This is a genomic window from Delftia sp. WSY_10, from assembly GCF_043104705.1.
In the GTDB taxonomy this organism is placed as follows: Bacteria; Pseudomonadota; Gammaproteobacteria; order Burkholderiales; family Burkholderiaceae_C; genus Comamonas; species Comamonas tsuruhatensis.
Genome location: NZ_JBICKY010000004.1, coordinates 318,126 through 342,707 on the forward strand (window position 1 = coordinate 318,126; position 24,582 = coordinate 342,707).

20 protein-coding genes and 1 other RNA gene are annotated in these 24,582 nt (G+C 68.5%); 14 read left to right on the forward strand and 7 right to left on the reverse strand.

Annotation, left to right across the window (positions count from 1 at the left end; all coding sequences use genetic code 11):
• Nucleotides 1-12: 12 nt before the first annotated feature.
• Entirely contained in the window at nucleotides 13-726 is a 714-nt protein-coding gene (locus ACF8ML_RS01665; RefSeq protein ID WP_392406014.1) for a DUF484 family protein, read from the reverse strand.
• The gene (gene dapF / locus ACF8ML_RS01670; RefSeq protein WP_016448046.1) at nucleotides 723-1,583 is read right to left on the reverse strand and encodes a diaminopimelate epimerase; all 861 of its coding nucleotides are present in this window, start codon (nucleotides 1,581-1,583) and stop codon (nucleotides 723-725) included. Before dapF ends, ACF8ML_RS01665 begins: the two co-directional genes overlap by 4 nt.
• Before the next feature lie 127 nt (nucleotides 1,584-1,710).
• Between dapF and ACF8ML_RS01675 the strand changes: the two genes are divergently transcribed.
• The 4 genes from ACF8ML_RS01675 to ACF8ML_RS01690 all read left to right on the forward strand — a co-directional run bounded on the left by ACF8ML_RS01675 (nucleotide 1,711) and on the right by ACF8ML_RS01690 (nucleotide 8,217).
• The gene (locus tag ACF8ML_RS01675) at nucleotides 1,711-3,381 is read left to right on the forward strand and encodes an MBL fold metallo-hydrolase (RefSeq protein ID WP_392406017.1); all 1,671 of its coding nucleotides are present in this window, start codon (nucleotides 1,711-1,713) and stop codon (nucleotides 3,379-3,381) included.
• Nucleotides 3,382-3,434: 53 nt separating this feature from the next.
• Nucleotides 3,435-4,178: a pseudouridine synthase gene (locus tag ACF8ML_RS01680; RefSeq protein WP_012203381.1), complete on the forward strand. Its 744-nt coding sequence runs from the start codon at nucleotides 3,435-3,437 to the stop codon at nucleotides 4,176-4,178.
• A gap of 95 nt (nucleotides 4,179-4,273) precedes the next feature.
• Nucleotides 4,274-5,584 (forward strand): sigma-70 family RNA polymerase sigma factor, encoded by a 1,311-nt coding sequence (locus tag ACF8ML_RS01685; RefSeq protein WP_392406020.1) that lies wholly within the window; start codon nucleotides 4,274-4,276, stop codon nucleotides 5,582-5,584.
• A gap of 146 nt (nucleotides 5,585-5,730) precedes the next feature.
• The gene (locus tag ACF8ML_RS01690) at nucleotides 5,731-8,217 is read left to right on the forward strand and encodes a TonB-dependent siderophore receptor (protein WP_392406022.1); all 2,487 of its coding nucleotides are present in this window, start codon (nucleotides 5,731-5,733) and stop codon (nucleotides 8,215-8,217) included.
• Between the two features lie 44 nt (nucleotides 8,218-8,261).
• Here the strand turns inward: ACF8ML_RS01690 and rnpB are convergent.
• Nucleotides 8,262-8,694, reverse strand: an RNA gene (rnpB, locus tag ACF8ML_RS01695) — RNase P RNA component class A.
• 56 nt (nucleotides 8,695-8,750) lie between these two features.
• Nucleotides 8,751-9,545, reverse strand: coding sequence for a helix-turn-helix domain-containing protein (locus ACF8ML_RS01700; protein ID WP_016453123.1), 795 nt, complete (start codon nucleotides 9,543-9,545; stop codon nucleotides 8,751-8,753).
• Nucleotides 9,546-9,641: 96 nt separating this feature from the next.
• Here ACF8ML_RS01700 and ACF8ML_RS01705 point away from each other — a divergent pair, with 96 nt between their 5' ends.
• The 4 genes from ACF8ML_RS01705 (at nucleotide 9,642) to ACF8ML_RS01720 (ending at nucleotide 14,329) form a co-directional block, all read left to right on the forward strand.
• On the forward strand, nucleotides 9,642-10,541 hold the full coding sequence (locus ACF8ML_RS01705; protein ID WP_046241200.1) for a DMT family transporter: 900 nt from the start codon (nucleotides 9,642-9,644) through the stop codon (nucleotides 10,539-10,541).
• Nucleotides 10,542-10,799: 258 nt separating this feature from the next.
• On the forward strand, nucleotides 10,800-12,125 hold the full coding sequence (locus ACF8ML_RS01710; RefSeq protein ID WP_016448052.1) for an MFS transporter: 1,326 nt from the start codon (nucleotides 10,800-10,802) through the stop codon (nucleotides 12,123-12,125).
• 105 nt (nucleotides 12,126-12,230) lie between these two features.
• Nucleotides 12,231-12,908, forward strand: a complete 678-nt coding sequence (locus ACF8ML_RS01715; RefSeq protein ID WP_043822013.1) for a DUF2848 domain-containing protein — start codon at nucleotides 12,231-12,233, stop codon at nucleotides 12,906-12,908.
• A 50-nt stretch (nucleotides 12,909-12,958) separates the two neighbouring features.
• On the forward strand, nucleotides 12,959-14,329 hold the full coding sequence (locus ACF8ML_RS01720; protein ID WP_392406024.1) for an amidase: 1,371 nt from the start codon (nucleotides 12,959-12,961) through the stop codon (nucleotides 14,327-14,329).
• 20 nt (nucleotides 14,330-14,349) lie between these two features.
• Here the strand turns inward: ACF8ML_RS01720 and ACF8ML_RS01725 are convergent, their stop codons facing one another.
• Nucleotides 14,350-15,285: a LysR family transcriptional regulator gene (locus ACF8ML_RS01725; protein WP_017406934.1), complete on the reverse strand. Its 936-nt coding sequence runs from the start codon at nucleotides 15,283-15,285 to the stop codon at nucleotides 14,350-14,352.
• A gap of 138 nt (nucleotides 15,286-15,423) precedes the next feature.
• Here ACF8ML_RS01725 and cysK point away from each other — a divergent pair, with 138 nt between their 5' ends.
• The 3 genes from cysK (at nucleotide 15,424) to ACF8ML_RS01740 (ending at nucleotide 18,511) form a co-directional block, all read left to right on the forward strand.
• A complete protein-coding gene (cysK, locus tag ACF8ML_RS01730) occupies nucleotides 15,424-16,341 on the forward strand; it encodes a cysteine synthase A (RefSeq protein ID WP_043822008.1) in 918 nt (305 codons plus the stop codon).
• A gap of 42 nt (nucleotides 16,342-16,383) precedes the next feature.
• The gene (locus ACF8ML_RS01735) at nucleotides 16,384-16,515 is read left to right on the forward strand and encodes a hypothetical protein (protein ID WP_013804127.1); all 132 of its coding nucleotides are present in this window, start codon (nucleotides 16,384-16,386) and stop codon (nucleotides 16,513-16,515) included.
• Between the two features lie 139 nt (nucleotides 16,516-16,654).
• Nucleotides 16,655-18,511, forward strand: a complete 1,857-nt coding sequence (locus tag ACF8ML_RS01740; protein ID WP_160852041.1) for an ABC transporter ATP-binding protein — start codon at nucleotides 16,655-16,657, stop codon at nucleotides 18,509-18,511.
• Here the strand turns inward: ACF8ML_RS01740 and ACF8ML_RS01745 are convergent.
• Entirely contained in the window at nucleotides 18,508-19,254 is a 747-nt protein-coding gene (locus tag ACF8ML_RS01745; RefSeq protein ID WP_013804129.1) for a GntR family transcriptional regulator, read from the reverse strand. The two genes, ACF8ML_RS01740 and ACF8ML_RS01745, sit on opposite strands and share 4 nt — an antisense overlap.
• A gap of 97 nt (nucleotides 19,255-19,351) precedes the next feature.
• On the opposite strand from ACF8ML_RS01745, the gene pcaB reads away from it, so the two are divergent.
• From pcaB to ACF8ML_RS01760, 3 genes are read left to right on the forward strand one after another with little or no spacing between them, the layout of a single operon-like run.
• Nucleotides 19,352-20,734 carry a 3-carboxy-cis,cis-muconate cycloisomerase gene (gene pcaB / locus ACF8ML_RS01750; RefSeq protein ID WP_392406026.1) on the forward strand — a complete coding sequence of 461 codons (1,383 nt, stop codon included), beginning with the start codon at nucleotides 19,352-19,354 and terminating at the stop codon, nucleotides 20,732-20,734.
• 44 nt (nucleotides 20,735-20,778) lie between these two features.
• The gene (locus tag ACF8ML_RS01755) at nucleotides 20,779-21,771 is read left to right on the forward strand and encodes a tripartite tricarboxylate transporter substrate-binding protein (protein WP_012203368.1); all 993 of its coding nucleotides are present in this window, start codon (nucleotides 20,779-20,781) and stop codon (nucleotides 21,769-21,771) included.
• A gap of 4 nt (nucleotides 21,772-21,775) precedes the next feature.
• Entirely contained in the window at nucleotides 21,776-23,209 is a 1,434-nt protein-coding gene (locus tag ACF8ML_RS01760) for a class II fumarate hydratase (RefSeq protein WP_392406028.1), read from the forward strand.
• A 5-nt stretch (nucleotides 23,210-23,214) separates the two neighbouring features.
• Here ACF8ML_RS01760 and ACF8ML_RS01765 read toward each other — a convergent pair whose 3' ends face one another.
• Entirely contained in the window at nucleotides 23,215-24,171 is a 957-nt protein-coding gene (locus ACF8ML_RS01765; RefSeq protein ID WP_012203366.1) for a tripartite tricarboxylate transporter substrate binding protein, read from the reverse strand.
• Between the last annotated feature and the right edge of the window lie 411 nt (nucleotides 24,172-24,582).

Here is a 24,582-nt window from a genome sequence, read left to right on the forward strand (position 1 = left end):
GCTTTCAGCCGGTCAGCCGCGCGCCAGGGTCAGCGGCACGGGCCGCATGCGCGACAGGGCCGCGCTGGCCAGGGCCGAGATGCGCGAGAGGAATTCCGTGCCCATGGTGGCCTCGAAGCGCAGCGGATCGGGCGAGCCCAGGACCAGCATGCCGAAGGCATGGGCCGGGTTGCCGGGGTCGCCATCGTGCAGGGTGAGCAGTGCCAGGGACTGGGCCGCGTCGGGATCGACCAGCCAGCCGCCGGGCTCGAAGCCCATGTTGGGGCCGCAAAACGGCATGGTCAGCGAGGCAGCGAAGGACTTGGCATCGTCGCTGACGCCCATGGTGTAGATGCTGCTGGTCTGGGCGCCGGAGACGTTCCACAGGCGCAGGGCCACCTGGGGCACCTCGAAGACATGCTGCAGGCTGGCCGTCAGCGCATGGGGCAGTTCGCGCAGGTCCTGGACCTTGGCCAGGGCGCAGCTCCAGGCGTGCAGCTTGTCGGCGATGGAGGCGTTCTCGCTGCTGTGCCGCATCATGTCCATGATGCGGTGCTCCAGGCCCTTGATCTTCTCGCGCAGCATCTCGGCCTGGCGTTCCTGCAGGCTGACGGTACGCGGGCTGTGGCTGCTGACCAGCTGCACGCGCGCGAGCATCTCGGCGTGGCGCTCGAAGAATTCCGGATGGTTCAGCAGGTAGTCGGCAATCGTCTCTTCGGTGACGGCGATATCGGTAGTGCTGTTCATGGCTGGTCGGGAACCTCGATCTGTCCTTCAAAAACAAACTCTGCGGGGCCGGTCATGCGCACTGCGCCGCCGTCCCACTCGATGGTCAGCCGGCCGCCGCGGGTGTGCACATCGACGCGCGCGTCGAGCAGCCCCCAGCGGATGCCGGCCACCACGGCCGCGCAGGCGCCCGTGCCGCAGGCCAGCGTCTCGCCGGCACCGCGCTCGTACACACGCAGCCGGATCTGGCCGCGATCGACGATCTGCATGAATCCCGCATTGACGCGCTGGGGAAAGCGCGCATGGCGCTCGATCAGCGGGCCCCAGGTGGCCACGGGCGCATGGTCCACATCGTCCACCAGCTGCACCGCATGCGGGTTGCCCATGGAAACGGGGGCGATCCAGACCGTGGCCTCGTCGCCCAGCTGCAGGGGCCATTGCTGCGCCGCACCCAGCGGGCGGGGAACCAGGCCTGCACCATCGAAGGGCACCAGGGCGGGCTCCAGCACGGGCTGGCCCATGTCCACGGTGACGCGGCCATCGGCATGCAGCTCGGGGGCGATGAGGCCGGCCAGCGTCTGCACGCGGATGACGGACTTGTCCGTCAGTCCCTTGTCGTGCACATAGCGGGCAAAGCAGCGCGCGCCGTTGCCGCACTGCTCGACCTCGCCGCCGTCGGCGTTGTGGATCACGTATTCGAAGTCGATGCCTTCGGCGGGCGAGGGCCGCACCGTGAGGATCTGGTCGGCGCCCACGCCGAATTGGCGGTGGGCCAGAAAGCGGTACTGGGCTGCGCTCAGGCCCAGCGGGCCGGCGGTTTCGTCAAGGACCACGAAATCGTTGCCAGCGCCCTGCATCTTGGTAAAGCGGATCTGCATCCCGCGATTATCCCCTGCACGGCAGCGTCATGGCGCAATCCGGGGCATGCCCTGGCGCAGAGCGCCATCCAGCCGCCTGCGTCTCCGGCGCAACAGCACGATGCAGGTCCATCCGCATAATGCCCCCATGACCCGCCCCAGCCAGCTCCTGCACCCCCAGCGCCAGCCCGTAGACACGCTCAAGGCCTCCACCGTTTTGCTGATGCGCGACCGCGCCGATGGCAGCGGACTGGAGGTGCTCATGACAAGGCGCTCGCCCAAGGCCAGCTTCGTGCCCAGCGCCTATGTCTTCCCGGGCGGCGGCATCGAGGCCCAGGACGCCGCCGACGCCGCCCATGCCTGCGCCAGCACCCGCCCCGCCCAGGCCGGCGATGGCCTGCGCGTCACCCAGGCCATCGCCGGCCTGCGCGAGACTTTCGAGGAGCTCGGCATTTTGCTGGCCCACGATGCCCAGGGCCGACCGGTATCGGCCGCCGAGCTGGCCACGCTGGACCGCAATGCTCCCCTGGTTCCCCAGTGCGAGGCACGCGGCCTGCGCCTGGCCGTGGATGCGCTGTGGTACCTGGCCCACTGGACGGCCGACCGCGACCTGCCCCGGCGCTTCGATGTGCCCTTCTTCGTGGCGCGCATGCCCGAAGGCCAGGAGCCTGACGCCGACGGATCGGAACAGTTCGAGCCCATCTGGGTGAGCCCCCAGCAAGCGCTGGAGCGCCACCGCGCCGGCAGCTTTCCCATGATCTTTCCCACCATCCGCACGCTGGACCGGCTCAGCCGCTTCGCGGGCACCGATGCCGTGTTCGCCGCCCTGCAAGGCGAGCGGCCGCTGTGGCAGTGCTGCCCGCGCACCGGCTTTCTCGATGGCAAGGAAGCCCGCCACATGGAGGACGAGGCCCCCTTCGGCGAGCTGGAAATGGTCTGCCCGGACGGCCAGATCCTGCACACGCTGGACTGGCAGAGCGAGCGCGCCGTGCCCCTGCGCAAGAACCTGCTGCGCCTGACGGCCCCCAACCCCGGCGTGATGACCGGCCCCGGCACCAACAGCTATCTGGTGGGCGATGCCGCCACGGGCTACATCTGCATCGATCCCGGCCCGGCCGACGCCGCGCATGTGCAGCGCCTGTTCGAGGCGGCCGGCGGCGACATACGCCACATCCTGTGCACCCACTCCCATGCCGACCATTCGCCGGGCGCTGCCCTGCTGCAGGCGCTGGCGGTGCAGGCCGGCAAGCCACGCCCGGCCATCGGCGGCCTGCCTTCGGCACCCACGGCCCGGCCGGCCAGCCGCTTCACGCCAGACCACGTGCTGGCAGATGGCCAGCGCATCGCCGTGCAGGATGCGCAAGGCGCCGTCACCCACACGCTGCAGGCCGTGTTCACGCCGGGCCATGCGGCCAACCACGTGTGCTTTCTGCTGGAGGAAGATGCCCTGCTGTTCAGCGGCGACCACATCCTCAACGGCAGCACCACCATCATCGATCCGCCCGACGGCAACATGCGCGAGTACATCGATTCGCTGGACAGGCTGGACGCGCTGTGCGCCGCGCACGATGCGCGCTTCATCCTGCCGGCCCATGGCTATGTGCTGGGCTTTGCGCGCCAGGCGATCGCCAAGCTGAAGGCCCACCGGCTGGCACGCGAGGCCAAGGTACTGGCCGCCATGCAAAGACAGCCCGACGGCAGCGTGCAGGACTGGGTGCGGCTGGCCTATGACGACGCCCCGCCGCAGCTGTGGCCGATTGCCGAGCGCTCGCTGCTGGCGCATGTGGAGCGCATCCGTGCGCTGTGCGGGCGGCAATGACCGGCAATGACCGACGACGCGCGCGGGGCCTGGTATCTGGTTAAGCTGCGCGCATGTCTGAATCTGAAAGCGTTCGCCTGGCCAAGCGCCTGGCCGAACAGGAACAATGCTCGCGCCGCGAGGCCGAGCTGCATATCACCGCCGGCAACGTCCAGGTGGACGGCAAGGTCGTGCAACTGCCCGAGACGCGCGTGCGCCCCGAGCAGCAGGTCACGCTGCGCAGCGGCGCCCAGCCCGAGGCCGTGCCGCCCGTCACCCTGCTGATGAACAAGCCTGCGGGCTATACCCAGGGCCGGCCCTATGGCCGGGTGCGCAGCGCCCACTCCCTGCTGGGCGAAGCCAGCATGGCCCAGGTGGACACGCCCATGCCGCTGCTGGTGCTGGCCCAGCACTTCAAGAACCTGGAATCCTTCCTGCCCCTGCCGCTGCCGGCCAGCGGCCTCATCGTCTACACCCAGGACAAGCGCGTGGCGCGCAAGCTGGGCGAGGAAGGCATGTGGCTGGAGCAGGAATGCATCGTCGGCGTCGAGGGCCAGATCCACGAGGACGGCCTGGAGCTGATGAAGGCCGGCCTGCCGATCGGCAAGCGCCAGCTGCCGCCCTGCCGCGTGAGCTGGCAGAACGAGAACCACCTGCGCTTTGCGCTCAAGGGCATCGCGCCCGACGAGATCGACGCCATGTGCACCGAAGTGGGCCTGCGCGTGGTCAGCCTGCGCCGCCTGCGCATTGGCCGCCTCTCTCTGGCCAAGGTGCCCGAAGGCCAGTGGCGCTACCTGATGCCCTGGGAGCGGTTCTAGGCCGGCATTGCCGGGTGCGCGGCGGGCAGCACATTCGGCAAATGAGAATCATTTCATAGAATGCGGGATTCCCGTGCTGCCTTCGGGCCTCCCGCATGCCTGCGCCCGCCTCTTCCTCCTCTTCCCTGCTGAGCACCTTCCAGGACAGCTACCACGAGCTGGTGCGCTTCGTGGCGCGCCGCGCCGGCCCGCAGGCAGCGCGTGACCTGGTGCATGACGCCTGGATACGCCTGGCCGAACGACAGCGCGGCGAAAGCGATGCGCCCGCCGCGCCGGACAGTCCGCCAGGCGCCAGCCGCGCCTATCTCTACGCGGTGATGGAGAACATCGCCATCGACCACCTGCGCCATGGCCAGCGCACGGCCGAGCGCTTTGACACCAGCGCGAGGGAAGGCGAGCCGCCCTCCCCCCTCAGCCCCGATGTGGCCGACACCCATTCCTACCGCCAGGCCCTGGCCGGGGTCGAAGGCGCCCTGGCGCAGTTGCCCGCGCGCTGCCGCGACATCTTCCTGGCCGACCGCATCGAGGGCGCCTCGCATGCCGAGCTGGCCGAGCGCCACGGCGTCTCGGTCAAAACCGTGGAACGCGAGGTCATGCGCGCCATGGACAGCGTGGAAGCCTCGCTGCACCGCTGGCGCGGAGACACCGCCGCACCCGCACCACGCACGGGCCGCCGCCGCGCCCTGTCCACCCTGCTGGGGATGGCGGGCCTGGGTGTCGGCAGCCCGGCGATCTGGCTGGCCTGGCGCCAGTGGATGCCGCAGTACCAGGTGCGGCTGGCCACGGCCACCGGCCGCCTGCTGAACCAGCCCCTGCCCGACGGCAGCAGCTTGACGCTGGACGCCGCCAGCCGTGCCGAGGTGGATTTCTACGCCACGCGCCGCCAGGTGCGGCTGCTGGCCGGCAGCGCCTTCTTCGCCGTGGCGCGCGACACGGAACGGCCCTTCGTGGTCCAGGCGGCGGACGTACAGGTCAGCGTGCTGGGCACGCGCTTCGAGGTGGCGCTGGAGGACGATGCGGTGCTGGTCGCCGTCGATGCGGGCCGCGTGCAGGTGCGCGACGGCAGCGGCGCCCGGCATGCACTGGGCGCAGGCCAGATGCTGCGCCTGGCGCCAGGCCAGACGGCCGCCGTGCGAACGGTTGCGGCAGTGGCCGCCTGGCGCGAGGGCTGGCTGGACTTCCAGAACACGCCGCTGGCCGAGGTCGCCCGCCGCCTGGAGCGCTACAGCCTGCAGCCACTGCGCGTGGAGCCCGACGCCGCCGCCCTGCCCGTGCTGGGGCGCGTGCGCATTGCGGCGGCCCAGGGCTGGCTGCGCATGCTCCCGCGCACCCTGCCGGTCAGCGTGCAGGAAGAGGAACAGGGCCCGGGAAGCGGGCGCACTCTGGTCATCCGCCGCCGCAGCTGATGCGCCCATAGCCCCGGAATGCACGTCGCATGCGCACCAGGCATGAGGGAATGCCTGCGCCCGTTCGTATAGGCATGAGGACCCGGGAACGCGACGCATTCGCAGCCCGGGAATCGCCATTGCCCAGATCCGCCACGGGACCTTCCATGTCTTCATTCCCCTCCAAGCCTTCCCGCCTTGCCTGCAGCCTTGCCCGCCACCATGCCGTTGCCGCGGGCATCGCGCTGCTGGCCCTGCAGCTGTCTCCAGCCGCACTGGCCCAGGCAGCACCGGCCCCGGCCACGGCCGCCAGCACCGACTTCCACATTCCCGCCCAGCCGCTGGACCAGGCGCTGGCCCAACTGGCCCGCCAGGCTGGCCTGCAGCTGCTGGCCGCGCCTGAACTGGTACAGGGCCGCCGTGCGCCCGCCGTGGAAGGGCGCCTGAGCACCGCCGCCGCCGTGGCCCGGCTGCTGCGCGGCAGCGGGCTGGAAGGCCATGTAAGCCAGGGCACGCTGGTGGTGGAAAAGCCCGCCGGCACCGTGGCCCTGCCCGAAGTCACGGTGTCCGCCGTGGGCGAGACCACGACCACCGAGGGCTCGGGCTCCTACACCACGGGGCTGATGAGCACCTCGACCAAGCTGCCGCTGTCCATCCGCGAGACGCCCCAGTCCCTCACCGTGGTCACGCGCCAGAAGATGGACGACCAGGGCATGCTGTCCATCGACGACGTGGCCAACAGCGCCACCGGCATTACCATCAACCGCTGGAGCGACGACCGGGCGCGCTATTTCTCGCGCGGATTCGTGATCGGTTCGTTCCTGCAGGACGGCGTGCCCGTCTCGTATGAAACCGACACCTCCACCTACGACACCATGGCCATGTACGACCACGTGGAAGTGGTGCGCGGCCCCACGGGGCTGATGACGGGCGTGGGCGACCCTTCGGGCACCATCAACTTCGTGCGCAAGCGCGCGCCGCGCACCACCCAGCGCTCGGTCACCCTGCGCGGCGGCAGCTGGAACCAGGCCGTGGGCGAGCTCGATGTGGGCGGCGCCCTCAACGAGGACGGTTCGGCGCGCGGGCGTGTGGTGGCCTCGGCCCAGTCGCGTGACCACTTCATCGATGGCTATAGCAGCCGCCGCCAGCTGCTGTACGGCACCGCCGAGTTCGACCTGGGGCGCGACACCACGCTGAGCGTGGGCGGCTCCTATGTGAACGAAGACAACCCCGGCTCGCAATGGATGGGCGTGCCCATGGGCTTCGATGGCTCCTTCCTCGACATTGCGCGATCCAGGCGTTTCTCGCCCTCCTGGAGCAAATGGGACAAGAAGGAGGTCAGCCTGTTCGCCGACCTGGAGCACCGCTTCGACAACGGCTGGAAGGCCAGGCTGGCCGCGCGCGCCCTGCAGGCCCAGTCCGCGCTGGACGGCGCCTACCTGGTCTCGGGCGGCCAGGACAAACAGGGCCGCACACGCTACGACGTGGCCGGCGGCCTGTACGACTACGACAAGCGCCAGCTCAGCCTCGATGCCTCGGCCCAGGGCCCCGTGCGCCTGTTCGGCCGCGAGCATGACCTGGCCTTCGGCCTCAGCCGACGCACCATCCGCTGGAGCGACCAGGGCTACAGCTACCTGTCTCCCACGGGGGAATGGCTGATCGCCAATGGCGTCGATCCCTATACCTGGAACCCCGACTCGCTGGACCGCTCCGGCCTGCTGGCCGAAGACCTGTGGACGCGCCGCCAGAAGACCACGCTGACCTCGGCCTACGCCACGGGCCGCTTCCTGCTGGCCGAGCCACTGAACCTGATCGCCGGCGCGCGCCTGGACTGGTACGACTTCACCAACGTCCAGCGCCAGGGCAGCTGGAGCCGGGAGCGCGAATTCAGCGAGAAAGCCCATGCCACGCCCTATGCGGCGCTGACCTATGACATCAGCAAGACCTACTCGGCCTATGCCAGCTACACCAGCATCTTCCGGCCGCAGGATTTTCTGGATGTCTCGGGCAGCATGCTGGCGCCGGTGGAGGGCCGCAATTTCGAGCTGGGCCTCAAGGGCAGCTACCTGGACGAGCGCGTGAACCTGGCCGTTGCCGTGTTCAACACCACGCAGGACAACCTGCCCCAGGCCATCGCGGACATCAACTCCTGCACGGTGAAGACCAATTGCTACCGCTCCGTCGGCAAGGTCAGGAGCAAGGGGCTGGACGTGGACATCAGCGGCGAGATCCTGCCGCGCCTGAACGCCGGCCTTGGCTATACCTTCACCCAGGCCGAGATCGCCAGCGACAGCACCGAAGGCGCCAAGGGCGCGCCCTATGCCAGCTACACGCCGCGCCACCAGCTCAAGCTGTCGGCCATGTACCACCTGGGCGGCGAGCTGGTCGCATGGCGCGTGGGCGGCGGCCTGCGCTACCAGAGCCGCACCACGTCCGAGTCGCTGACCAGCGCCGAGGGCTATGCAATCCGCCAGCCCGCCCATGCCGTGGCCGACCTGGTCATCGGCTATCGCGTGAACCGGCAGTTGGACCTGCAGATGAACATCAGCAACCTGTTCGACCACCGCTATTTCGAGACCCTGGGCACGAACAACGGCGGCAACTATTTCGGCGTGCCGCGCAGGCTGCTGCTGACGGCCAAATACCAGTTCTGAACCGCCCATGAAAATGCCCCGCCGGTGGCGGGGCATGGAAGAAAGTGTGAAGCGCGCCGATAAGCCGGATTCTGTGCACGCGGTTGCCCGCATGTGACCGCCATTAATCTGGGCCGGGCGTCGCCGCCCGGCTCGGTGCTACCTACCCGCACACTCCGGGGGCCCCGTCAACGTGTGCCTACTTGGTATTGCTGCGCGTAGAGATTGCCCGTTTCACCCGGGGACGCGTTCCGCGTCCCCGGGTGGCTATGGGGCCCAGGCTTTCGCCTGGACGTCTGGCTTGCGCCAGCCGTCGCCAGCTTGCGCTGGCACCCCATAGAACACCAAGTTGGCGGCACATGTCCCCGACTCGTCTCTGTTGCTCTGATCCTCACCTCACGGTGGACAGCCGTTAGCTGCTACGCTGCCCTTTGCAGTCCGGACGTTCCTCCAGTGCCGTGTTTCCACGATTGCACCAGCGGCGGTCTGGCGTGCTTCACGGGCGGCATTATCTCGCGGCTTGGGCCGGGCTGCAGACAGATGGCGCAACAGCCTCACGGCGGCATGCAGAACTCGCGGCGGAATTGTTCGGGTGAGGTGCCGGCCTCGCGCTGGAACATGGCGATGAAGGCCGAGGGCGTGCTGTAGCCCAGGTCATAGGCGATCTGCTGCACGCTCAGGCCGGCCTCCAGCGCGTCGATGGCCAGCAGGTAGCGCATGCGCTGGCGCCATTCGCCCAGGCCCATGCCCAGCTCGCGCTGGCAGTGGCGCGCCAGGGTGCGCTCGGTCATGTGCACGCTGGCGGCCCATTGGGCCAGGCTGCGGTGGTCCTCGGGCGCAGCGCGCATGCGGGTCAGCACTTCGACCAGGGCCGGGTGTTCGGCGGCCGGCAGATAGCCGGGCTCCACGGGAACGGCCCGCAACTGGTCGTAGAGCACACGGGCAAGGCGCAGGTCGGCATCCGTGGCGGGAATGTGCACGTCGCGCACGGCAAAGTCGGCCAGGATGGCCTTGACGATGGCGCCGATGCGCATGGAGCACGGCTGCGCCGGCAGCTCCCTGCACAGCGCAGGCGCCAGGTAGACCGAGCGGTAGACCACGGCGTGCGCCACATGGCAGCTGTGCACCACGCCGGGCGGCACCCAGACGCCGTACTGCGGCGGCGAGACCCAGCGCTGGCCTGCCGTGTCCATGCACATGCTGCCGTGGGGCGTGTAGTTCAGGTGGCCCCAGCTGTGGCTGTGCGGCGGCACCTCGGTGTCGGCGCCGAATTCGTCGTAGCGGAAGTAGTACTCGCCCGGCACATCCTCGACGTTCTGGATGCGCATGGGCTTGCTGGGACGGGGCATGGCGGATGGTCCGGGTTGCGCTATCGATTGTCCGAAACCAGGGATGCACTCCAAGTCGGACAGAACGATCATAGGACCAGTCTTAGGAGTCTTACAATGGGGTCTTACCTTTTCCCTTTGATCGCCGTGCTCATCTGGTCGGTCAATACCGTGGTCAGCAAGATGGCGGCCGACAGCATCGGCGCGGCCGAGATCGGTTTCTACCGCTGGCTGGTGGCGGCCGTGCTGTTCACGCCTTTCCTGCTGCCGTCCATCTGGCGCCAGCGCGCCGACATCCGGCCACTGCTTCCGCGCCTCATCGTGCTGGGAATGCTGGGCATGGTGATCTACCAGAGCCTGGCCTATTACGCGGCCCATATGACATCGGCCACGCACATGGGCCTGATCGGCTCGCTCACGCCCATGATGGTGCTGGGCCTGTCCACCGCCATGCTGGGCCAGGCGCTGAGCCGGGGCGCCGTGCTGGGCTGCGTGCTGGCGATTGCGGGCGTGGCCCTGGTGGTGTCTTCGGGGCAGCCTGCCACCTTGCTCACCCAGGGCCTCAATGGCGGTGACGCGCTGATGTTCGTGGCCATGCTGGCCTATGCCGTCTACAACATCCTGCTCAAGCGCTGGCCCATGCCGCGCCTGGCCACGGTGCAACTGCTGTACCTGCAGATCCTGGTGGCCGTGATCGCGCAGCTGCCGCTGTTCCTGATGGCGCCGCGCACGGGGCTGAACGCGGCCAACCTGCCGCTGGTGGGCTTTGCGGGCATCATGGCCTCCATCGCCGCGCCGCTGCTGTGGATGATGTCGGTGGCGCGCATCGGGCCGGGCCGCTCCAGCATGTTCTTCAACCTCGTGCCCATCTTCACGGCCGTGATCGCCTTCATGGCATTGGGCGAGCCCCTGGCGGCCTACCACGCCGTGGGCGGCGTGCTGACCATCGGCGGCCTGCTGCTGGCCGAGCTGTGGAAGCAGCCTTTGCGCGCACCGCGTGCCGCCGCCACCGCCTGAAAAAATCAGGGTTTTCCCGAGCGCAAATGGTGCACGCATGCCGCATGCCGGTGCGGCGCCCGCACCATTGCTGCCCATAAGAATTTGCATTCAGGCCTGCTCATAATTTCTTGTTGGACAGCCCTGTCCTGCCTTTCGATACTGCCGCCAAAGGAACCGCTGCAAGCGCCAGACGCCTGAGGTTCCCACGACACACGGGCCCGGTCCCAGCGGCCTGGCCCGTGTGCCCGCTGCACTTTCGAAGACAGGAGACACCCCATGAGCAGCCCGGCATCCGCCGCACACCCCCTCGCACAGAGCACAGGCGCCGGCGAGGCCGCGTCCCTCGACATGGACGCCACCTACCGCAAGATCGCCTGGCGCCTGATCCCTTTTCTGGTCCTGCTCTTCATCCTGGCCTGGATAGACCGCGTCAACGTCGGTTTCGCCAAGCTGCAGATGCTGGACGACCTGCAGTTCAGCGAGGCCATCTACGGCCTGGGCGCAGGCATCTTCTTCATCGGCTACTTCCTGTTCGAGGTGCCCAGCAACCTGCTGCTGGAGAAGATCGGCGCGCGCAAGACGCTGGCGCGCATCACCATCCTGTGGGGCGCGGCCTCCATGGCCATGGCCTACGTGACCACGCCCACCATGTTCTACGTGCTGCGCTTCGTGCTGGGCGTGGTGGAGGCCGGCTTTTTCCCCGGCGTGGTGCTGTACCTGACCTACTGGTTCCCGGCCCGCCACCGGGCGCGCGTCAACGGCCTGTTCATGACCTCGTTCGCCATTGCGGGCGCCGTGGGCGGCCCGATTGCGGGCGCCATCATGAACGGCATGCAGGGCGTGGGCCATCTGTCCAACTGGCAGTGGCTGTTCATCCTGGAAGGCATTCCCTCGGTGATCGCCGGCTTCTTCGTGCTGCTGTACCTGCCCGAAAAGCCCGCCAACGCCAGGTGGCTGAGCGCGGCCGAGCAGCGCGCCGTGACCGCCGCCGTGGAGGCCGAGAACCAGGGCGGCCACAAGCATGTGTCCTTCCTGGACGCCTGCCGCAACTACCGCGTGTGGCTGTGCGCCGCCGTGTATTTCTGCATCGTCAGCGGCAACGCCACCATCGCGTTCTGGTCGCCGTCCATCATCAAGGAGATCGGCATCCAGAACACGCTGCAGATCGGCCTGATCTCGGCCATTCCCTTCCTGGCCGGCACGCTGGCCATGGTCTGGAACGGCATGCATTCGGACAAGACCGGCGAGCGCCGCATGCACTGCGCCCTGTCCGCGCTGATCGCGGCGGCGGGCCTGATCCTCACGGGCCTGTTCCTGCACAACGCCGTGCTCGCCCTGTGCGCGCTGACGCTGGCCTCCATCGGCATCCTCGCGGCCTTTCCCGTGTTCTGGTCGATTCCTGCCGCCTTCCTGGCCGGCACGGCGGCGGCGGGCGGCATTGCGCTGATCAACTCCATCGGCAACCTGGCCGGCTTCGTGGCGCCCTACATGATCGGCGCGCTCAAGACCAGCACGGGATCGCTGTCCTCGGGCCTGTACTTCGTGGCAGCCCTCGAATTCCTGGCGGCCTTCCTGGTCGTGCTCTTCGTCAGGAAGCAGTGAGGCCTGCGCGTGCGGTGCCGCTCCACGCCCTCCGCACGCCACAGCCTGACTTCCGCGTTTTCTCACCGGGGCCCGCGGCCCCGAATTCCCCCTGGATCGCCTGCCATGCAACTGCAGTTCACCACCCCCGAAGGCCAGACCTTCGCCCCTGAATTCGACACCCTCATCGTCGCCGGCTGGGCCGGCCGCGACCGCGAGGCCATCGAGCACCACATCGAGGAGCTGGCCGCCATCGGCATCCCGCGCCCCAGCGCCGTGCCGCTGTACTACCGCATCTCCAGCAACCAGCTGAGCCAGCACAGCGCGCTGCAGGTGCTGGGCCCGGACTCCTCGGGCGAGGTCGAGGTCTTCGTGTTCACGCACGAAGGCGAGATGTTCGTGAGCCTGGCCTCCGACCACACGGACCGCAAGCTGGAAGCCTACAGCGTGGCCTTTTCCAAGCAGGCCTGCGTCAAGCCCGTGGCCACCCAGGCCTGGCGCTTTGCCGACGTGGCCGGCCACTGGGATGAGCTGGTCGTGCGCTCGTGGATCGTGGAAGACGGCCGCGAGGTGCTCTACCAGGAAGGCACGCTGGCCAGCCTGCGCACGCCCCAGGACCTGATCGCAGGCTTCACGGGCGGCAAGGATCTGCTGCCCGCAGGCTGCGGCATGACCTGCGGCACGGTGGGCGCCATCGGCGGCATCCGCCCCTCGACGCAGTTCTCCATGGAGCTGTACGATCCCCGCAGCCAGCGTTCCATCCGCCACAGCTACCGCAGCGAACTGCTGGACGTCGTGGCCTGAGCCGCGACTCCGATCCGCCCACGCCCGCCTTCACCCACAGGACTTCCCACATGACCCAAGCCCTCCCCCTGCCCAGCCTGGAACTGGCATCACAGCGCCTGCATGGCGGCGAAACCACCTCGGTGCAGCTGACCGAGCAGGCCCTGGCCCGCACCATGTCGGGGGAAGGACCCAAGGTGTTCACGCGCGTGTTCCAGGGCGCGGCCCTGGCCGAGGCCCGCGCCAGCGACGTGCTGCGTGCGGCCGGACTGGCGCGCTCGCCCATCGAGGGCCTGCCGGTCTCGGTCAAGGACCTGTTCGACATCGCCGGCTTTCCCACGCTGGGCGGCTCGCGCCTGCTGGCCGACGCACCGCCCGCGCAGCGCACGGCCGAAGTGGTGCAGCGCCTGCGCCAGGCCGGCGCCGTCATCGTGGGCACGACCAACATGACCGAGTTCGCCTACTCGGGCCTGGGCATCAACCCGCACTACGGCACGCCGCGCAATCCCTGGCAGCGTGACGAGGGCGACGGCCGCATCCCGGGTGGCTCGTCCTCGGGCGCGGCCATCTCGGTCACCGACGGCATGGCCATGGCGGCCATCGGCTCGGACACGGGCGGCTCGGTGCGCATTCCTTCGGCGCTGTGCGGGCTCACGGGCTTCAAGCCCACGGCGCGCCGCGTGAGCATGGAAGGCGTGCTGCCGCTGTCGGCCAACCTGGACTCCATCGGCCCGCTGGCCCCCAGCGTGCGCTGCTGCGCCACGCTGGATGCCATCCTCTCCGGCGAGCCGCTGGGCGAGCTGCATGCCGCGCCGCTGCAGGGCCTGCGCCTGCTGGCACCCACCAACGTGGTGCTGGACGGCATGGACGCCACCGTGGCCGCGGCCTGGGAGCGCACGCTGGCCCGGCTGTCGCAGGCGGGCGCCCACATCACCCATGCCGTGGTCGCGCCCTTCGGCGAGCTGGCCGACATCAATTCCAAGGGCGGCTTCACGGCCGCCGAGGCCTGGGCCTGGCACCGCCACCACATCGCCACGCGCCTGTCCGAGTACGACCCGCGCGTGGGCACGCGCATCCTGCGCGGCAAGGACATCAGCGCGGCCGACTACATCGACCTGCTGGCACGCCGCAGTCAGTGGATTGCCGCCGTGAGCACGCAGATGGCCGACCATGACCTGATCGTCATGCCCACCGTGCCCGTGGTCGCCCCGAAGATCGCCGACCTCACGCAGAGCGACGAGGCCTACTTCGGCGCCAACGGCCTGATCCTGCGCAACCCCACGCTGATCAACTTCCTCGACGGCTGCGCCATCTCCCTGCCCTGCCACCGCGCAGGCGAGGCACCCGTGGGCCTGAGCCTGGCCGGCCTCGGCGGGCAGGACCGGCGACTGCTGTCCGTGGCCCTGGCCGTGGAGCAGCTGCTAGCTTCGGCGCAGGGCTGATCGACCAGGCGGCCTCGGGCCTAGCCGCCCAGGCCGCTGCCCGGCAGCCGCGCCACGGCCTGGCCGTGGTTCAGCGCAAAGGCGGCAGCAGTCTCCTCGGCCGCGCGCGCCACCACTTCGGTCAGCGGGTTCTGGTGGTCGTTGCGGTAGCAGGCCACCAGCGGCAACGAGGGGAACTCACGGTCCACGCGCAGCAGACGCAGGCGCTGCTCGGCCAGCTCGCGCTGGATGATGGCCGGCGGCACGGCGGCCACGCCCAGGCCGTCGCAGACCACGCGGATCATGGTGGCCACCGAGGCAATGCAGTTCAGGTGCACCGAGGCACTGCTTTCGGTGGAGAACAACTGCTCGATCACCGCATACGGCTCGGAGCCGCGCGCAAAGCACATGATGGGAAAGGCCGCCAGCTCGGCCAGGCTCAGGGTCTCGTCGCCAATGCCCAGCTTGGGGCTGCCCACCCAGGCCATGGGAAATTCACCCAGCGACAGATGGCCCACGCCGGCCGCCGTCACGGGCTTGGCCTGAAGCGACAGGTCCAGCTGCCCCTTCACCAATTGGTCGGACATGTGCAGCGTGGTGTCGCAGGCGATCTCCACCTGCAGGCGCGGATAGCGCTGCTGCAGCAGCGCCAGGAAATCGGGGAACCAGCTGTGCACGATGGACTCGATGGCGCCGATGCGGATCACGCCCGCATAGGCCTGCTTGTCCAGCATGTCCTCGCGCATCTCGCGCATGAGGCGCAGCATGCGCTCGGCATGGACCAGGGCCTTGGCGCCGTCGGCCGTGAGCGTGACCTCGCGCACGCCGCGGTCGAACAGGCGCACGCCGAACTCCTGCTCCAGCGTGGCGATGCGGCTGGAGACGGCGGCCTGCGTGGTGTACAGCCGCTCGGCCGTCATGCGGAAATTGCGCAGCTCGGCCAGCAGCACAAAGGTTTCCAGGAACCGTAGATTCATGCGGTGATGTTAGCCGTCCTGGCCATATCGATATAGCCCATGCATGGAACGCCTGCGTGCACAATGCTCCGTGACCGCGCACGCTGGCTGCGCAACACCCCGACTGTCCAACCACCACCCCAAAATCGCGGAGGTCCGATGAGAGCTGACAACATCCTGCAAACGATTGGCAACACGCCCCACGTGCGCATCAACCGCCTGTTCGGCGCCGGTGCCAATGTGTGGATCAAGTCCGAGCGCGGCAACCCCGGCGGCTCCATCAAGGACCGCATCGCGCTGGCCATGGTCGAGGACGCCGAAAAATCCGGCGCCCTGCAGCCCGGCGGCACCATCATCGAGCCCACCAGCGGCAACACCGGCGTGGGCCTGGCCCTGGTGGCCGCCGTCAAGGGCTACAAGCTGGTGCTGGTCATGCCCGAGAGCATGAGCATCGAGCGCCGCCGCCTGATGCTGGCTTACGGCGCCAGCTTCGACCTCACGCCCAAGGAAAAGGGCATGAAGGGCGCCATCGCCCGCGCCCAGGAACTGGCCAGCCAGACGCCCGGCGCCTGGATTCCCCAGCAGTTCGAGAACCCCGCCAACATCGATGTGCATGTGCGCACCACCGCCCAGGAAATCCTGGCCGACTTCCCCGAAGGCCTGGATGTGCTGATCACCGGCGTGGGCACGGGCGGCCACCTGACCGGCGTGGCCAAGGTGCTCAAGGCCAAGTTTCCCCAGCTCAAGGTCTTTGCCGTGGAGCCTGCCGCCTCGCCCGTGATCTCGGGCGGCCAGCCCTCGCCCCACCCCATCCAGGGCATTGGCGCAGGCTTCGTGCCCAAGAACCTGGACACCAGCCTGCTGGACGGCGTGATCCAGGTCGAGGCCGAACCCGCGCGCGAGTACGCACGCCGCTCGGCCCGCGAGGAAGGCATCCTGGTCGGCATCTCCTCGGGTGCCACCCTGGCCGCCATTGCGCAAAAGCTGCCCGAGCTGCCCGCAGGCGCCAAGGTGCTGGGCTTCAACTACGACACGGGCGAGCGCTACCTGTCGGTGGAAGGCTTCCTGCCTGCCTGACCGGCGGCAAGCCCCGCCCGCTGCAGTGCACTGCACTGCGGCATGAAACACAAGGCCTCGCAAGAGGCCTTTTTTGTTGCCGCCAGCGGCATGCTGCATTCCCCATTCGCGCACAACGAAGCGGCCCCGGACGCGGACAATCTTCCCCACGGCGCCGTGTTCCCCCTGCACTGAAATCCGGGCGCGAACCCACGCGTATGACAGTTGTGTGGAGATCTCTTACAAAACATGTTGCGCCCAAAGGTCATGCTGAACGCGCATCGGGCAAACCCGACTCTGGCCTACGATGGTCTGACCAAGGAGTAAAAAAATCTTGTTCGGTTTCTTTGAAAAACGCGTCCCGCCCTATCCCAGCGTCGAGCCCACGGTCCCGCCCAAGGGCTTTTTCGCCTTCATCTGGGCCTGCACGCAAGGCATGCGCGGCTGGATCGCGCTGCTGACCTGCACCTCGGCGCTGCTGGCCGTCTACGAGGCGGCGCTGTTCGCCCTGATGGGCCATGTGGTGGACTGGCTGTCCACCGTGTCGCCGGCAGGCTTCTGGGAGCAGCAGCGGGGCACGGTCTGGGGCATTGCCGCCATCCTCTTGTCCAGCGTGCTGCTGCTGGCCTTTCACACGGCAGTGATGCACCAGGTGCTGGCCATCAATTTCCCCATGCGCCTGCGCTGGGTGTTCCACCGGCTGATGCTGGGCCAGAGCATGTCGTTCTATGCGGACGAGTTCGCGGGCCGCATCACCACCAAGATCATGCAGACGGCGCTGTCGGTGCGCGAAGTGGTGTTCATGGTGGTCGATGTGCTGGTGGGCGTGAGCGTCTACATGATCGGCATCCTGGTGCTGGCGGCCAGCTTCGAGTGGCGGCTGATGATTCCGTTCGCGCTGTGGCTGCTGGCCTATATCGGCGCCTGCTTCTACTTTGTTCCGCGCCTGGGCAAGATCGGCAAGGAGCAGGCCGACGCGCGCTCCATGATGACGGGCCGCGTGACCGATGCCTATACCAACATCGCCACCGTCAAGCTGTTCGCCCACACGCGCCGCGAGGCAGAGTACGCGCGCAACGCCATGGACGCCTTCAAGTCCACCGGCTATGCGCAGATGCGGCTGGTCAGCCTGTTCGAGATCACCAACCACCTGATGATCACCCTGCTGCTGGTGGGCTCCACGGGCACGGCGCTGTACCTGTGGTCTGCCGGCCAGGCCAGCGCGGGCGTGGTGGCAGCGGTGATTGCCATGGCGCTGCGGCTGATGGGCTATTCGCACTGGGTGATGTGGCAGATGACGGGCCTGTTCGAGAACGTGGGCACCATCCAGGACGGCATCCTCACGCTGACCAAGCCGCGCACCATCGTGGACGCGCCCGACGCCAGGCCGCTGCAGGTCACGCACGGCGCCATCGCCTTCGAGGACCTGAGCTTTGCCTACAAGGACGGCGGCAAGCAGGTGATAGACCACCTGAACCTGCACATCCGCGCGGGCGAGCGCATCGGCCTGATCGGCCGCTCGGGCGCGGGCAAGTCCACGCTGGTGAACCTGCTGCTGCGCTTCCATGAACCCCAGGGCGGGCGCATCACCATCGACGGGCAGGACATCCGCACCGTCACGCAGGACAGCCTGCGCGGCGCCGTGGGCATGGTGACGCAGGACACCTCGCTGCTGCACCGCTCCATGCGCGACAACATCCTCTACGGCCGCCCCGATGCGACCGAGCAGGAGATGCTGGTCGCCGCGGACAAGGCCGAGGCCTCGGACTTCATCGCCACGCTGACCGACCTCAAGGGCCGCAGCGGCTACGACGCCCAGGTGGGCGAGCGCGGCGTCAAGCTGTCGGGTGGCCAGCGCCAGCGCGTGGCGATTGCGCGCGTGATGCTCAAGGACGCGCCCATCCTGCTGCTGGACGAGGCCACCAGCGCGCTGGACAGCGAGGTCGAGGCCGCCATCCAGCAAAGCCTGGACAGCCTCATGCACGGCAAGACCGTGATCGCCATCGCCCACCGCCTGTCGACCATCGCGGCCATGGACCGGCTCATCGTCATGGACCAGGGCCAGATCGTCGAGCAGGGCACGCACCAGCAACTGCTGGAGCTGGGCGGCATCTACGCCAAGCTGTGGTCGCACCAGAGCGGCGGCTTCCTCGCAGAGCAGGGCTCGGAAGCTGCCAACGCCAACGGCTAGACGCTCGCCAGATCCCGGTCCAGCTGCGTATGCAATGTGTAGCGGCTGGCCGGGTGCAAGGTCACACTGAGGTCCATCAACTCCCCATCGGTATCCAGGTAGCGGCGCACGATCTTCAGCGCCGCTGACCCGGCCGGGGCCTGCAATTCTTCCGACAGCGCATCCGGAATGAGCGCTCCCACCACGGCCTGCCGCACCCGCGCGATGCGCAGGCCGTATTGCTGCTCCAGCAGGCTGCTGACCAGCAACTCGGGCGCGGCGCGCACGCGCTCGGCCAGCTCCTGCGTGTCAAAGCGCTGCGCATCCACATAGACCACGGTCCAGGCAATGGGCAGGTGCGGCGCTGCGCCGTCGCGGCGCAGGCTGCAGATGGCCAGCCAGCGGCTGCCGGCCGGGCAGTCCAGTTCGGCGGCCAGGTCCTGGTCCAGCACCACCTCCTCGATGCGCCGCACTTCGCGCACATGGGTGGCGCCGAACTGCACCAAGTCCTCCAGCGAGGTCAGCGCCTGGCGGTAGTGCGCATGGGGCTGCGCCGCCTCCACGCGCGTGCCGACCTTCTTGCGCCGCGAGACCAGCCCCGACTGCTGCAGCTCGGCAATCGCCGCGCGCACGGTGTGGCGGCTCACGCCATAGCGGTCGCACAGCTCCAGCTCGGTAGGCAGCAGGGCGCCCACGGCGTATTCGCCCGAGGCAATGCGCTCGGACAGGTCGCGCGCCACCTGGGCATAGCGTGTCTCAGCCATGGGCGCAGGCCTTCCCCCCAGGCAAACCCGGATGTTCGTAATGTACGTACATAAATAAAAATATCGATATGTCCGAACTTAATCGCAATTACGCACCATGACCCTTCCGTCCTTCACCGCCAGCACCGCCATCGATTCGCTGCTGTTCCGCGACGCCTTCGGCACCCCCGCCATGCGCGCCATCTTCGCCGACAGCGCGCTGGTGTCGCGCTACATAGAGGTCGAGGTCGCGCTGGCACGCGCCCAGGGCCGCTGCGGCGTGATTCCGGCCGAGGCCGCACACGAGATCGCGCAGCGCTGCAGCCTCGACGCGCTGGACTTCGAGCTGCTGCGCAAGGAAACCGACATTGTCGGCTACCCCATCCTGCCGCTGGTGCACCAGCTGGTGAAACAGTGCGGCGACGCAGGCCGCTACATCCACTGGGGCGCCACCACCCAGGACATCATGGACACGGCCACCGTGCTGCAGGTGCGCGATGCGCTGGACCTGGTCGATGCCGACATCGCCGCGCTGCGCACCATCCTGGCCGACCTGGCAGAACGCCACCGCGACACGCCCATGGCCGGCCGCACGCACCTGCAGCACGCCCTGCCCATCACCTTCGGCTACAAGGCCGCCATCTGGCTGGCCATGTTCGACCGCCATGCCCAGCGCCTGAAGGAACTGCGCCCGCGCGTGCTGGTGGGCCAGTTCGCGGGGGCGGCAGGCACGCTGGCCTCGCTGAGCGGCCGGGGCCTGGAAGTGCAGCAATTGCTCATGGAAGAACTGGGCCTGGGCGTGCCCGCCACCACCTGGCATGTGGCGCGCGACGGCCTGGCCGAGGCCGTGAATTTCCTGGCCCTGGTCACCGGCTCGCTGGGCAAGATCGCCTACGACGTGATGCTGCTGTCCTCCACCGAGTTCGGCGAGGTGTTCGAGCCCTTCGTCACCGGGCGCGGCGCCAGCAGCACCATGCCGCAAAAGCGCAACGCCATATCCAGCGAGCTGATGCTGGCCGCCTCCAAGGCCGTGCGCCAGCATGCGGGCCTGATGCTGGACGCCATGGTCCAGGACCTGGAGCGCGCCACCGGCCCCTGGCACGCCGAATGGGTGGCCCTGCCCGAGAGCTTCGTGCTCTCGGCCGGCGCCCTGCACCAGGCGCGCTTCATGCTCGGCGGCCTCATCGTCGATCCCGAACGCATGGCCCGCAACCTGGACATGACCGACGGTCTGATCGTGGCCGAGGCCGTGATGATGGGCCTGGCCCCGCACACGGGCCGCCAGCAGGCGCACGACATCGTCTATGCCGCCTGCCGCAGCGTCAACGCCGAGGGCGGCACGCTGGCCGATGCGCTGGCCCGCCTGCCCGAAGTCACGGCCCATTTCGACCGCGCGGCGCTGCAGCGCCTCACCGACCCGCGCAACTACCTGGGCGAGGCCCCGCAGATGGTGGACCGCGCCCTTGCGCTGTCGCGCGCCCATACAGCCAGCGGCCGCTGACATCCCGGCCCAGGACAGAACACAGCACTACAGGAGACAACACCATGCCTTTCCATCTTCCCCGCCTGCCACGCCTGGCCCTTGCCCTGGCCGCCACCACCTTCGCCCTGGCCGCGCACGCCCAGGGCGGCTACCCCGCCAAGCCGCTGACCTGGATCGTGCCCTTCGCGGCCGGCGGCCCCACGGACGCCATGGCGCGCGACATCGCCCAGCGCACCAGCACCCAGCTGGGCCAGCAGATCATCATCGAGAACGTTCCGGGTGCGGGCGGCACCATCGGCGCGGCCAAGGCGGCGCGCTCGGCGCCCGACGGCTACAGCTTCCTGGTCGGCCACATGGGCTACATGGGCGCGGCGCCGTCGCTGTACAAGAAGCTGGCCTATGACCCGGTCAAGGACTTCGAGGCGGTGTTCCGCTTCCCCGACACGCCGCTGGTGCTTCTGGTGGGCAAGAACTCCCCGTACAAGACGGCCGAGGAGCTGGTGGCCTTCGGCAAGCAGAACCCGGGCCGGCTGAACTTCGGCAACGCGGGCGTGGGATCGACCTCGCACCTGGTGGCGGCGCTGTTCGCCAGCCGCGCGCAGATGGAGATCACCCAGGTGGCCTACAAGGGCGCGGCACCGGCCATGACCGATGTGATCTCCGGCCAGGTCGATGCCATGTTCGACCAGACCAACACCGCCCTGCCCCAGCTGGCGGGCGAGCGCATCCGCGCCATCGCCCTCACCTCGGACAAGCCCATGCCCCAGTTCCCGGGCGCCGCCGCGCTGGGCCAGAAGCTGCTGCCGGGCTTCGAGACCGCCACCTGGTACGGCATCTACGCGCCCAAGGGCACGCCGCGCGACGTGGTGCAAAAGGTCTACCAGGCCTATACCAAGGCCCTGGCCGACAAGGCCTGGACCGACAGGATGGCCGCCCAGGGCATACGCCTGCTGCCCGCAGATCAATACGCGCCCGAAGCCCTGGCCCGCCACACGGCCGCCGAGGTGGAGCGCTGGCGCAAGGTGGCAGCCGACGCGAAGATCTCGCTGGACTGAGCCCATGGACCAGACACGCACCCAGGCCCAGGCACAGACCCAGGCTCATACCCGCATCGAGCACGATGCCTTCGGCCCCGTCCACATCCCTGCCGACCGCCTCTGGGGCGCGCAGACCCAGCGCGCGCTGGAGCTGTTCACCATTGGCGAGGAGCGCTTTCCGCAGGGCCTGTACCGCGCATTCGGGCTGCAGAAGCTGGCGGCAGCGCGCGCCAACCGGCGCCTGGGCGTGCTGGACGACGAGCGCGGCGCGGCCATCGAGGCCGCAGCCGCCGAACTGCGCGACGGCCTGCTGGACGCGCATTTCCCGCTGACCATCTGGCAGACGGGCTCGGGCACGCAGACCAACATGAATGCCAACGAGGTCATCGCCAACCGCGCCAACCAGATGCTGGGCCAGCCCCCGGGCACGCGCAGCCCGGTCCACCCCAACGACCATGCCAATGCCTCGCAGTCGTCCAACGACAGCTTTCCCACGGTGATGCACCTGGCCACGGCGCTGGAGCTGCGCGACCACCTGCTGCCCGCCCTGGAACAGCTGCAGCAGCGCCTGCAGGAACGCGCCCTGGCCTTTGCCGGCGTGCTCAAGGTGGCGCGCACGCACCTGATGGACGCCGTGCCCATGACGCTGGGCCAGAGCTTCGAGACATTCGCCCACCAGGTGGGCCACGGCATGGACCGGCTGCGGGACACCCAGCCCCGGCTGTGGAGCCTGGCCCAGGGCGGCACGGCGGCCGGCACGGGGCTCAACGCGCCGGCCGGATTCGACCGGATCTTCTGCGAGGAGATACAGGCGCTCACGGGCCTGGCGGTCACGCCCAATCCCTGCAAGTTCGAAGGCATGGCCGCGCACGATGCGCTCATCGAGGTCTCGGGCGCACTCAATGTGGTGGCCGGTTCGCTGGCCAAGATGGCCAATGACATCCGCCTGCTGGGTTCAGGCCCGCGCTGCGGCCTGGGGGAGCTGGTGTTTCCCGACGATGGGCTGAGCTCCTCCATCATGCCGGGCAAGCGCAACCCGACCGTGGCCGAGGTCGTGGTCCAGGCCGCCTACCAGGCCATGGGCCACCACCTCACCGTCACGCTGGCGGGCTCGGCCGGGCACTTCGAGCTCAACGTGGCCAAGCCCGTGCTGATCCACCACCTGCTGCGCGCCATGCGCGCGCTGGGCGACGCCAGCCGCGTGTTTGCCGAGAAACTGGTGGCCGGCCTGCAGGCACATACGGAGCGGCTGGAGCAGCAGGTCAGCCACTCGCTGCTGCAGGCCACCGCGCTCAACCCGGTGCTGGGCTATGACGCCGTGGCACGCATCACGCGCGAGGCCATGGCGCGCGGCATTGCGCCGCGCGAGGCGGCCGTGGAGCTGGGGCTGGTCACGGCGGCCGAGTACGACCGGCTGGTGGACCTGCGTGCCATGGCCGGGCTGCCGCCCGCGTAGCGGCCTCAATCCTCCAGGCCTATGTTCTGCACGATCTTCTTCTCGTCCTCGAACGCCTTCCTGGCGAACGCCGTGTACTCCTGGCTGCCGCGGAACTGCGTGCGCACGCCGTAGTTGCCGACGACCTGGCGGAAGGCCGGGTCGTCCATGGCGGCCTTGATGGCGGCTTCGAGCTTGCGCACGATCTCTGGCGGCAGGCCGCGCGGCCCGGCAATGCCCAGGGGCGAGGGCACATCGAAGGCATAACCGGCCTCGCGGAACGTGGGCACGTTGGCAAAGGCCTCGGGCCGCACCTCGGAGGCCGAGGCCAGCGCGCGCAGCTTGCCCGAGCTCAGGTACGGCAGCACCGTGTTGGCGTACACGCCGGACTTGATGTGGCCGGCCATCAGCGAGTTCAGCGCCTCGGCATCGCCCTTGAAGGGCGCATGCGTGAAGCGTGCGCCCGTGGCCTGCTCCAGCAGCGCCATCACCACGTGGTTGGCCGTGAACTTGCCCGGCGTGCCGTAGTCCACGGCACCCGGATTCTTCTTGGCGAACTCGACCAGGTCCTGCACCGTCTTGAACGGCGAGTCCTGGGGCACGGCCAGCACGAAGTCATAGGTCATGTAGGTGGCGATGTAGCTGAGATCGCGCACCGGGTCGTACTGCACCTTCTGGATGTGGGGCTGGCGGAAGATGCTCACGGGCGCCAGCGTCAGACGGTAGCCATCGGGCTTGGCCGTGCGCATCTCCATCACGCCCATGGACGCGCCTGCGCCGGGCTTGTTCTCGATCACCACGGTCTGCCCCAGCTGCTTGCCCATGCCCTGGGCCAGCGCACGCGCCACCACATCTGTCACGCCGCCCGCGCCGTAGGGCACGACCAGGCTGATGGGACGGCTGGGATAGCTGTCCTGCGCCCATGCTGCGCCCGTCATCAGGACCGATGCGCACATCCATGCGCCAAACACTCGTCTTTGCATTTCCATCTTCCTCAGAGGCTCACGACCATCGAACTTGCTGCTGTTCAATTTAGATGGATGCATGCCAACCATGGATTCGGGCAAGCCCGTAGCGTTGGTGCGTCTGGGGAAAACGCGCAGCGTGGGTGCGGGGAGTGGAACTCTATAGCGGAGGGTGACGTGGTTACTTGGTTTGCAGAGTTTGCGGGCTGCTTTGTGTGCGCATCGCGGTGATTGGGGCATGTCTTTGACGTGACAGTTACGGGGCGTATGCCTTCAGAGCGGCTGCCATTCAGGGATGTTTTTTTGTCCCTGCCGGGGGGTGTTTTTCGAGGCCGGGTTTCGGCCCGGCGGCCGACCTACTTTCTTATCGCGCGATAAGAAAGTAGGCAAAGAAACGCGCCCAAATGCCCGCGACCCCTGCGCTTCGCT

Excerpts from the sequence above, each read along its gene's own strand:
- cysK (WP_043822008.1), top strand. The coding sequence starts at position 15,424 with ATGAGAGCTGACAACATCCTGCAAACGATTGGCAACACGCCCCACGTG.
- ACF8ML_RS01685 (WP_392406020.1), top strand. The coding sequence starts at position 4,274 with ATGCCTGCGCCCGCCTCTTCCTCCTCTTCCCTGCTGAGCACCTTCCAG.
- ACF8ML_RS01715 (WP_043822013.1), top strand. The coding sequence starts at position 12,231 with ATGCAACTGCAGTTCACCACCCCCGAAGGCCAGACCTTCGCCCCTGAA.
- ACF8ML_RS01720 (WP_392406024.1), top strand. The coding sequence starts at position 12,959 with ATGACCCAAGCCCTCCCCCTGCCCAGCCTGGAACTGGCATCACAGCGC.
- ACF8ML_RS01735 (WP_013804127.1), top strand. The coding sequence starts at position 16,384 with ATGAAACACAAGGCCTCGCAAGAGGCCTTTTTTGTTGCCGCCAGCGGC.
- ACF8ML_RS01705 (WP_046241200.1), top strand. The coding sequence starts at position 9,642 with ATGGGGTCTTACCTTTTCCCTTTGATCGCCGTGCTCATCTGGTCGGTC.
- ACF8ML_RS01700 (WP_016453123.1), bottom strand. The coding sequence starts at position 9,545 with ATGCCCCGTCCCAGCAAGCCCATGCGCATCCAGAACGTCGAGGATGTG.
- dapF (WP_016448046.1), bottom strand. The coding sequence starts at position 1,583 with ATGCAGATCCGCTTTACCAAGATGCAGGGCGCTGGCAACGATTTCGTG.
- ACF8ML_RS01760 (WP_392406028.1), top strand. The coding sequence starts at position 21,776 with ATGGACCAGACACGCACCCAGGCCCAGGCACAGACCCAGGCTCATACC.
- ACF8ML_RS01710 (WP_016448052.1), top strand. The coding sequence starts at position 10,800 with ATGAGCAGCCCGGCATCCGCCGCACACCCCCTCGCACAGAGCACAGGC.
- ACF8ML_RS01665 (WP_392406014.1), bottom strand. The coding sequence starts at position 726 with ATGAACAGCACTACCGATATCGCCGTCACCGAAGAGACGATTGCCGAC.
- ACF8ML_RS01755 (WP_012203368.1), top strand. The coding sequence starts at position 20,779 with ATGCCTTTCCATCTTCCCCGCCTGCCACGCCTGGCCCTTGCCCTGGCC.
- ACF8ML_RS01690 (WP_392406022.1), top strand. The coding sequence starts at position 5,731 with ATGTCTTCATTCCCCTCCAAGCCTTCCCGCCTTGCCTGCAGCCTTGCC.
- ACF8ML_RS01765 (WP_012203366.1), bottom strand. The coding sequence starts at position 24,171 with ATGCAAAGACGAGTGTTTGGCGCATGGATGTGCGCATCGGTCCTGATG.
- pcaB (WP_392406026.1), top strand. The coding sequence starts at position 19,352 with ATGACCCTTCCGTCCTTCACCGCCAGCACCGCCATCGATTCGCTGCTG.
- ACF8ML_RS01675 (WP_392406017.1), top strand. The coding sequence starts at position 1,711 with ATGACCCGCCCCAGCCAGCTCCTGCACCCCCAGCGCCAGCCCGTAGAC.
- ACF8ML_RS01725 (WP_017406934.1), bottom strand. The coding sequence starts at position 15,285 with ATGAATCTACGGTTCCTGGAAACCTTTGTGCTGCTGGCCGAGCTGCGC.
- ACF8ML_RS01745 (WP_013804129.1), bottom strand. The coding sequence starts at position 19,254 with ATGGCTGAGACACGCTATGCCCAGGTGGCGCGCGACCTGTCCGAGCGC.
- ACF8ML_RS01680 (WP_012203381.1), top strand. The coding sequence starts at position 3,435 with ATGTCTGAATCTGAAAGCGTTCGCCTGGCCAAGCGCCTGGCCGAACAG.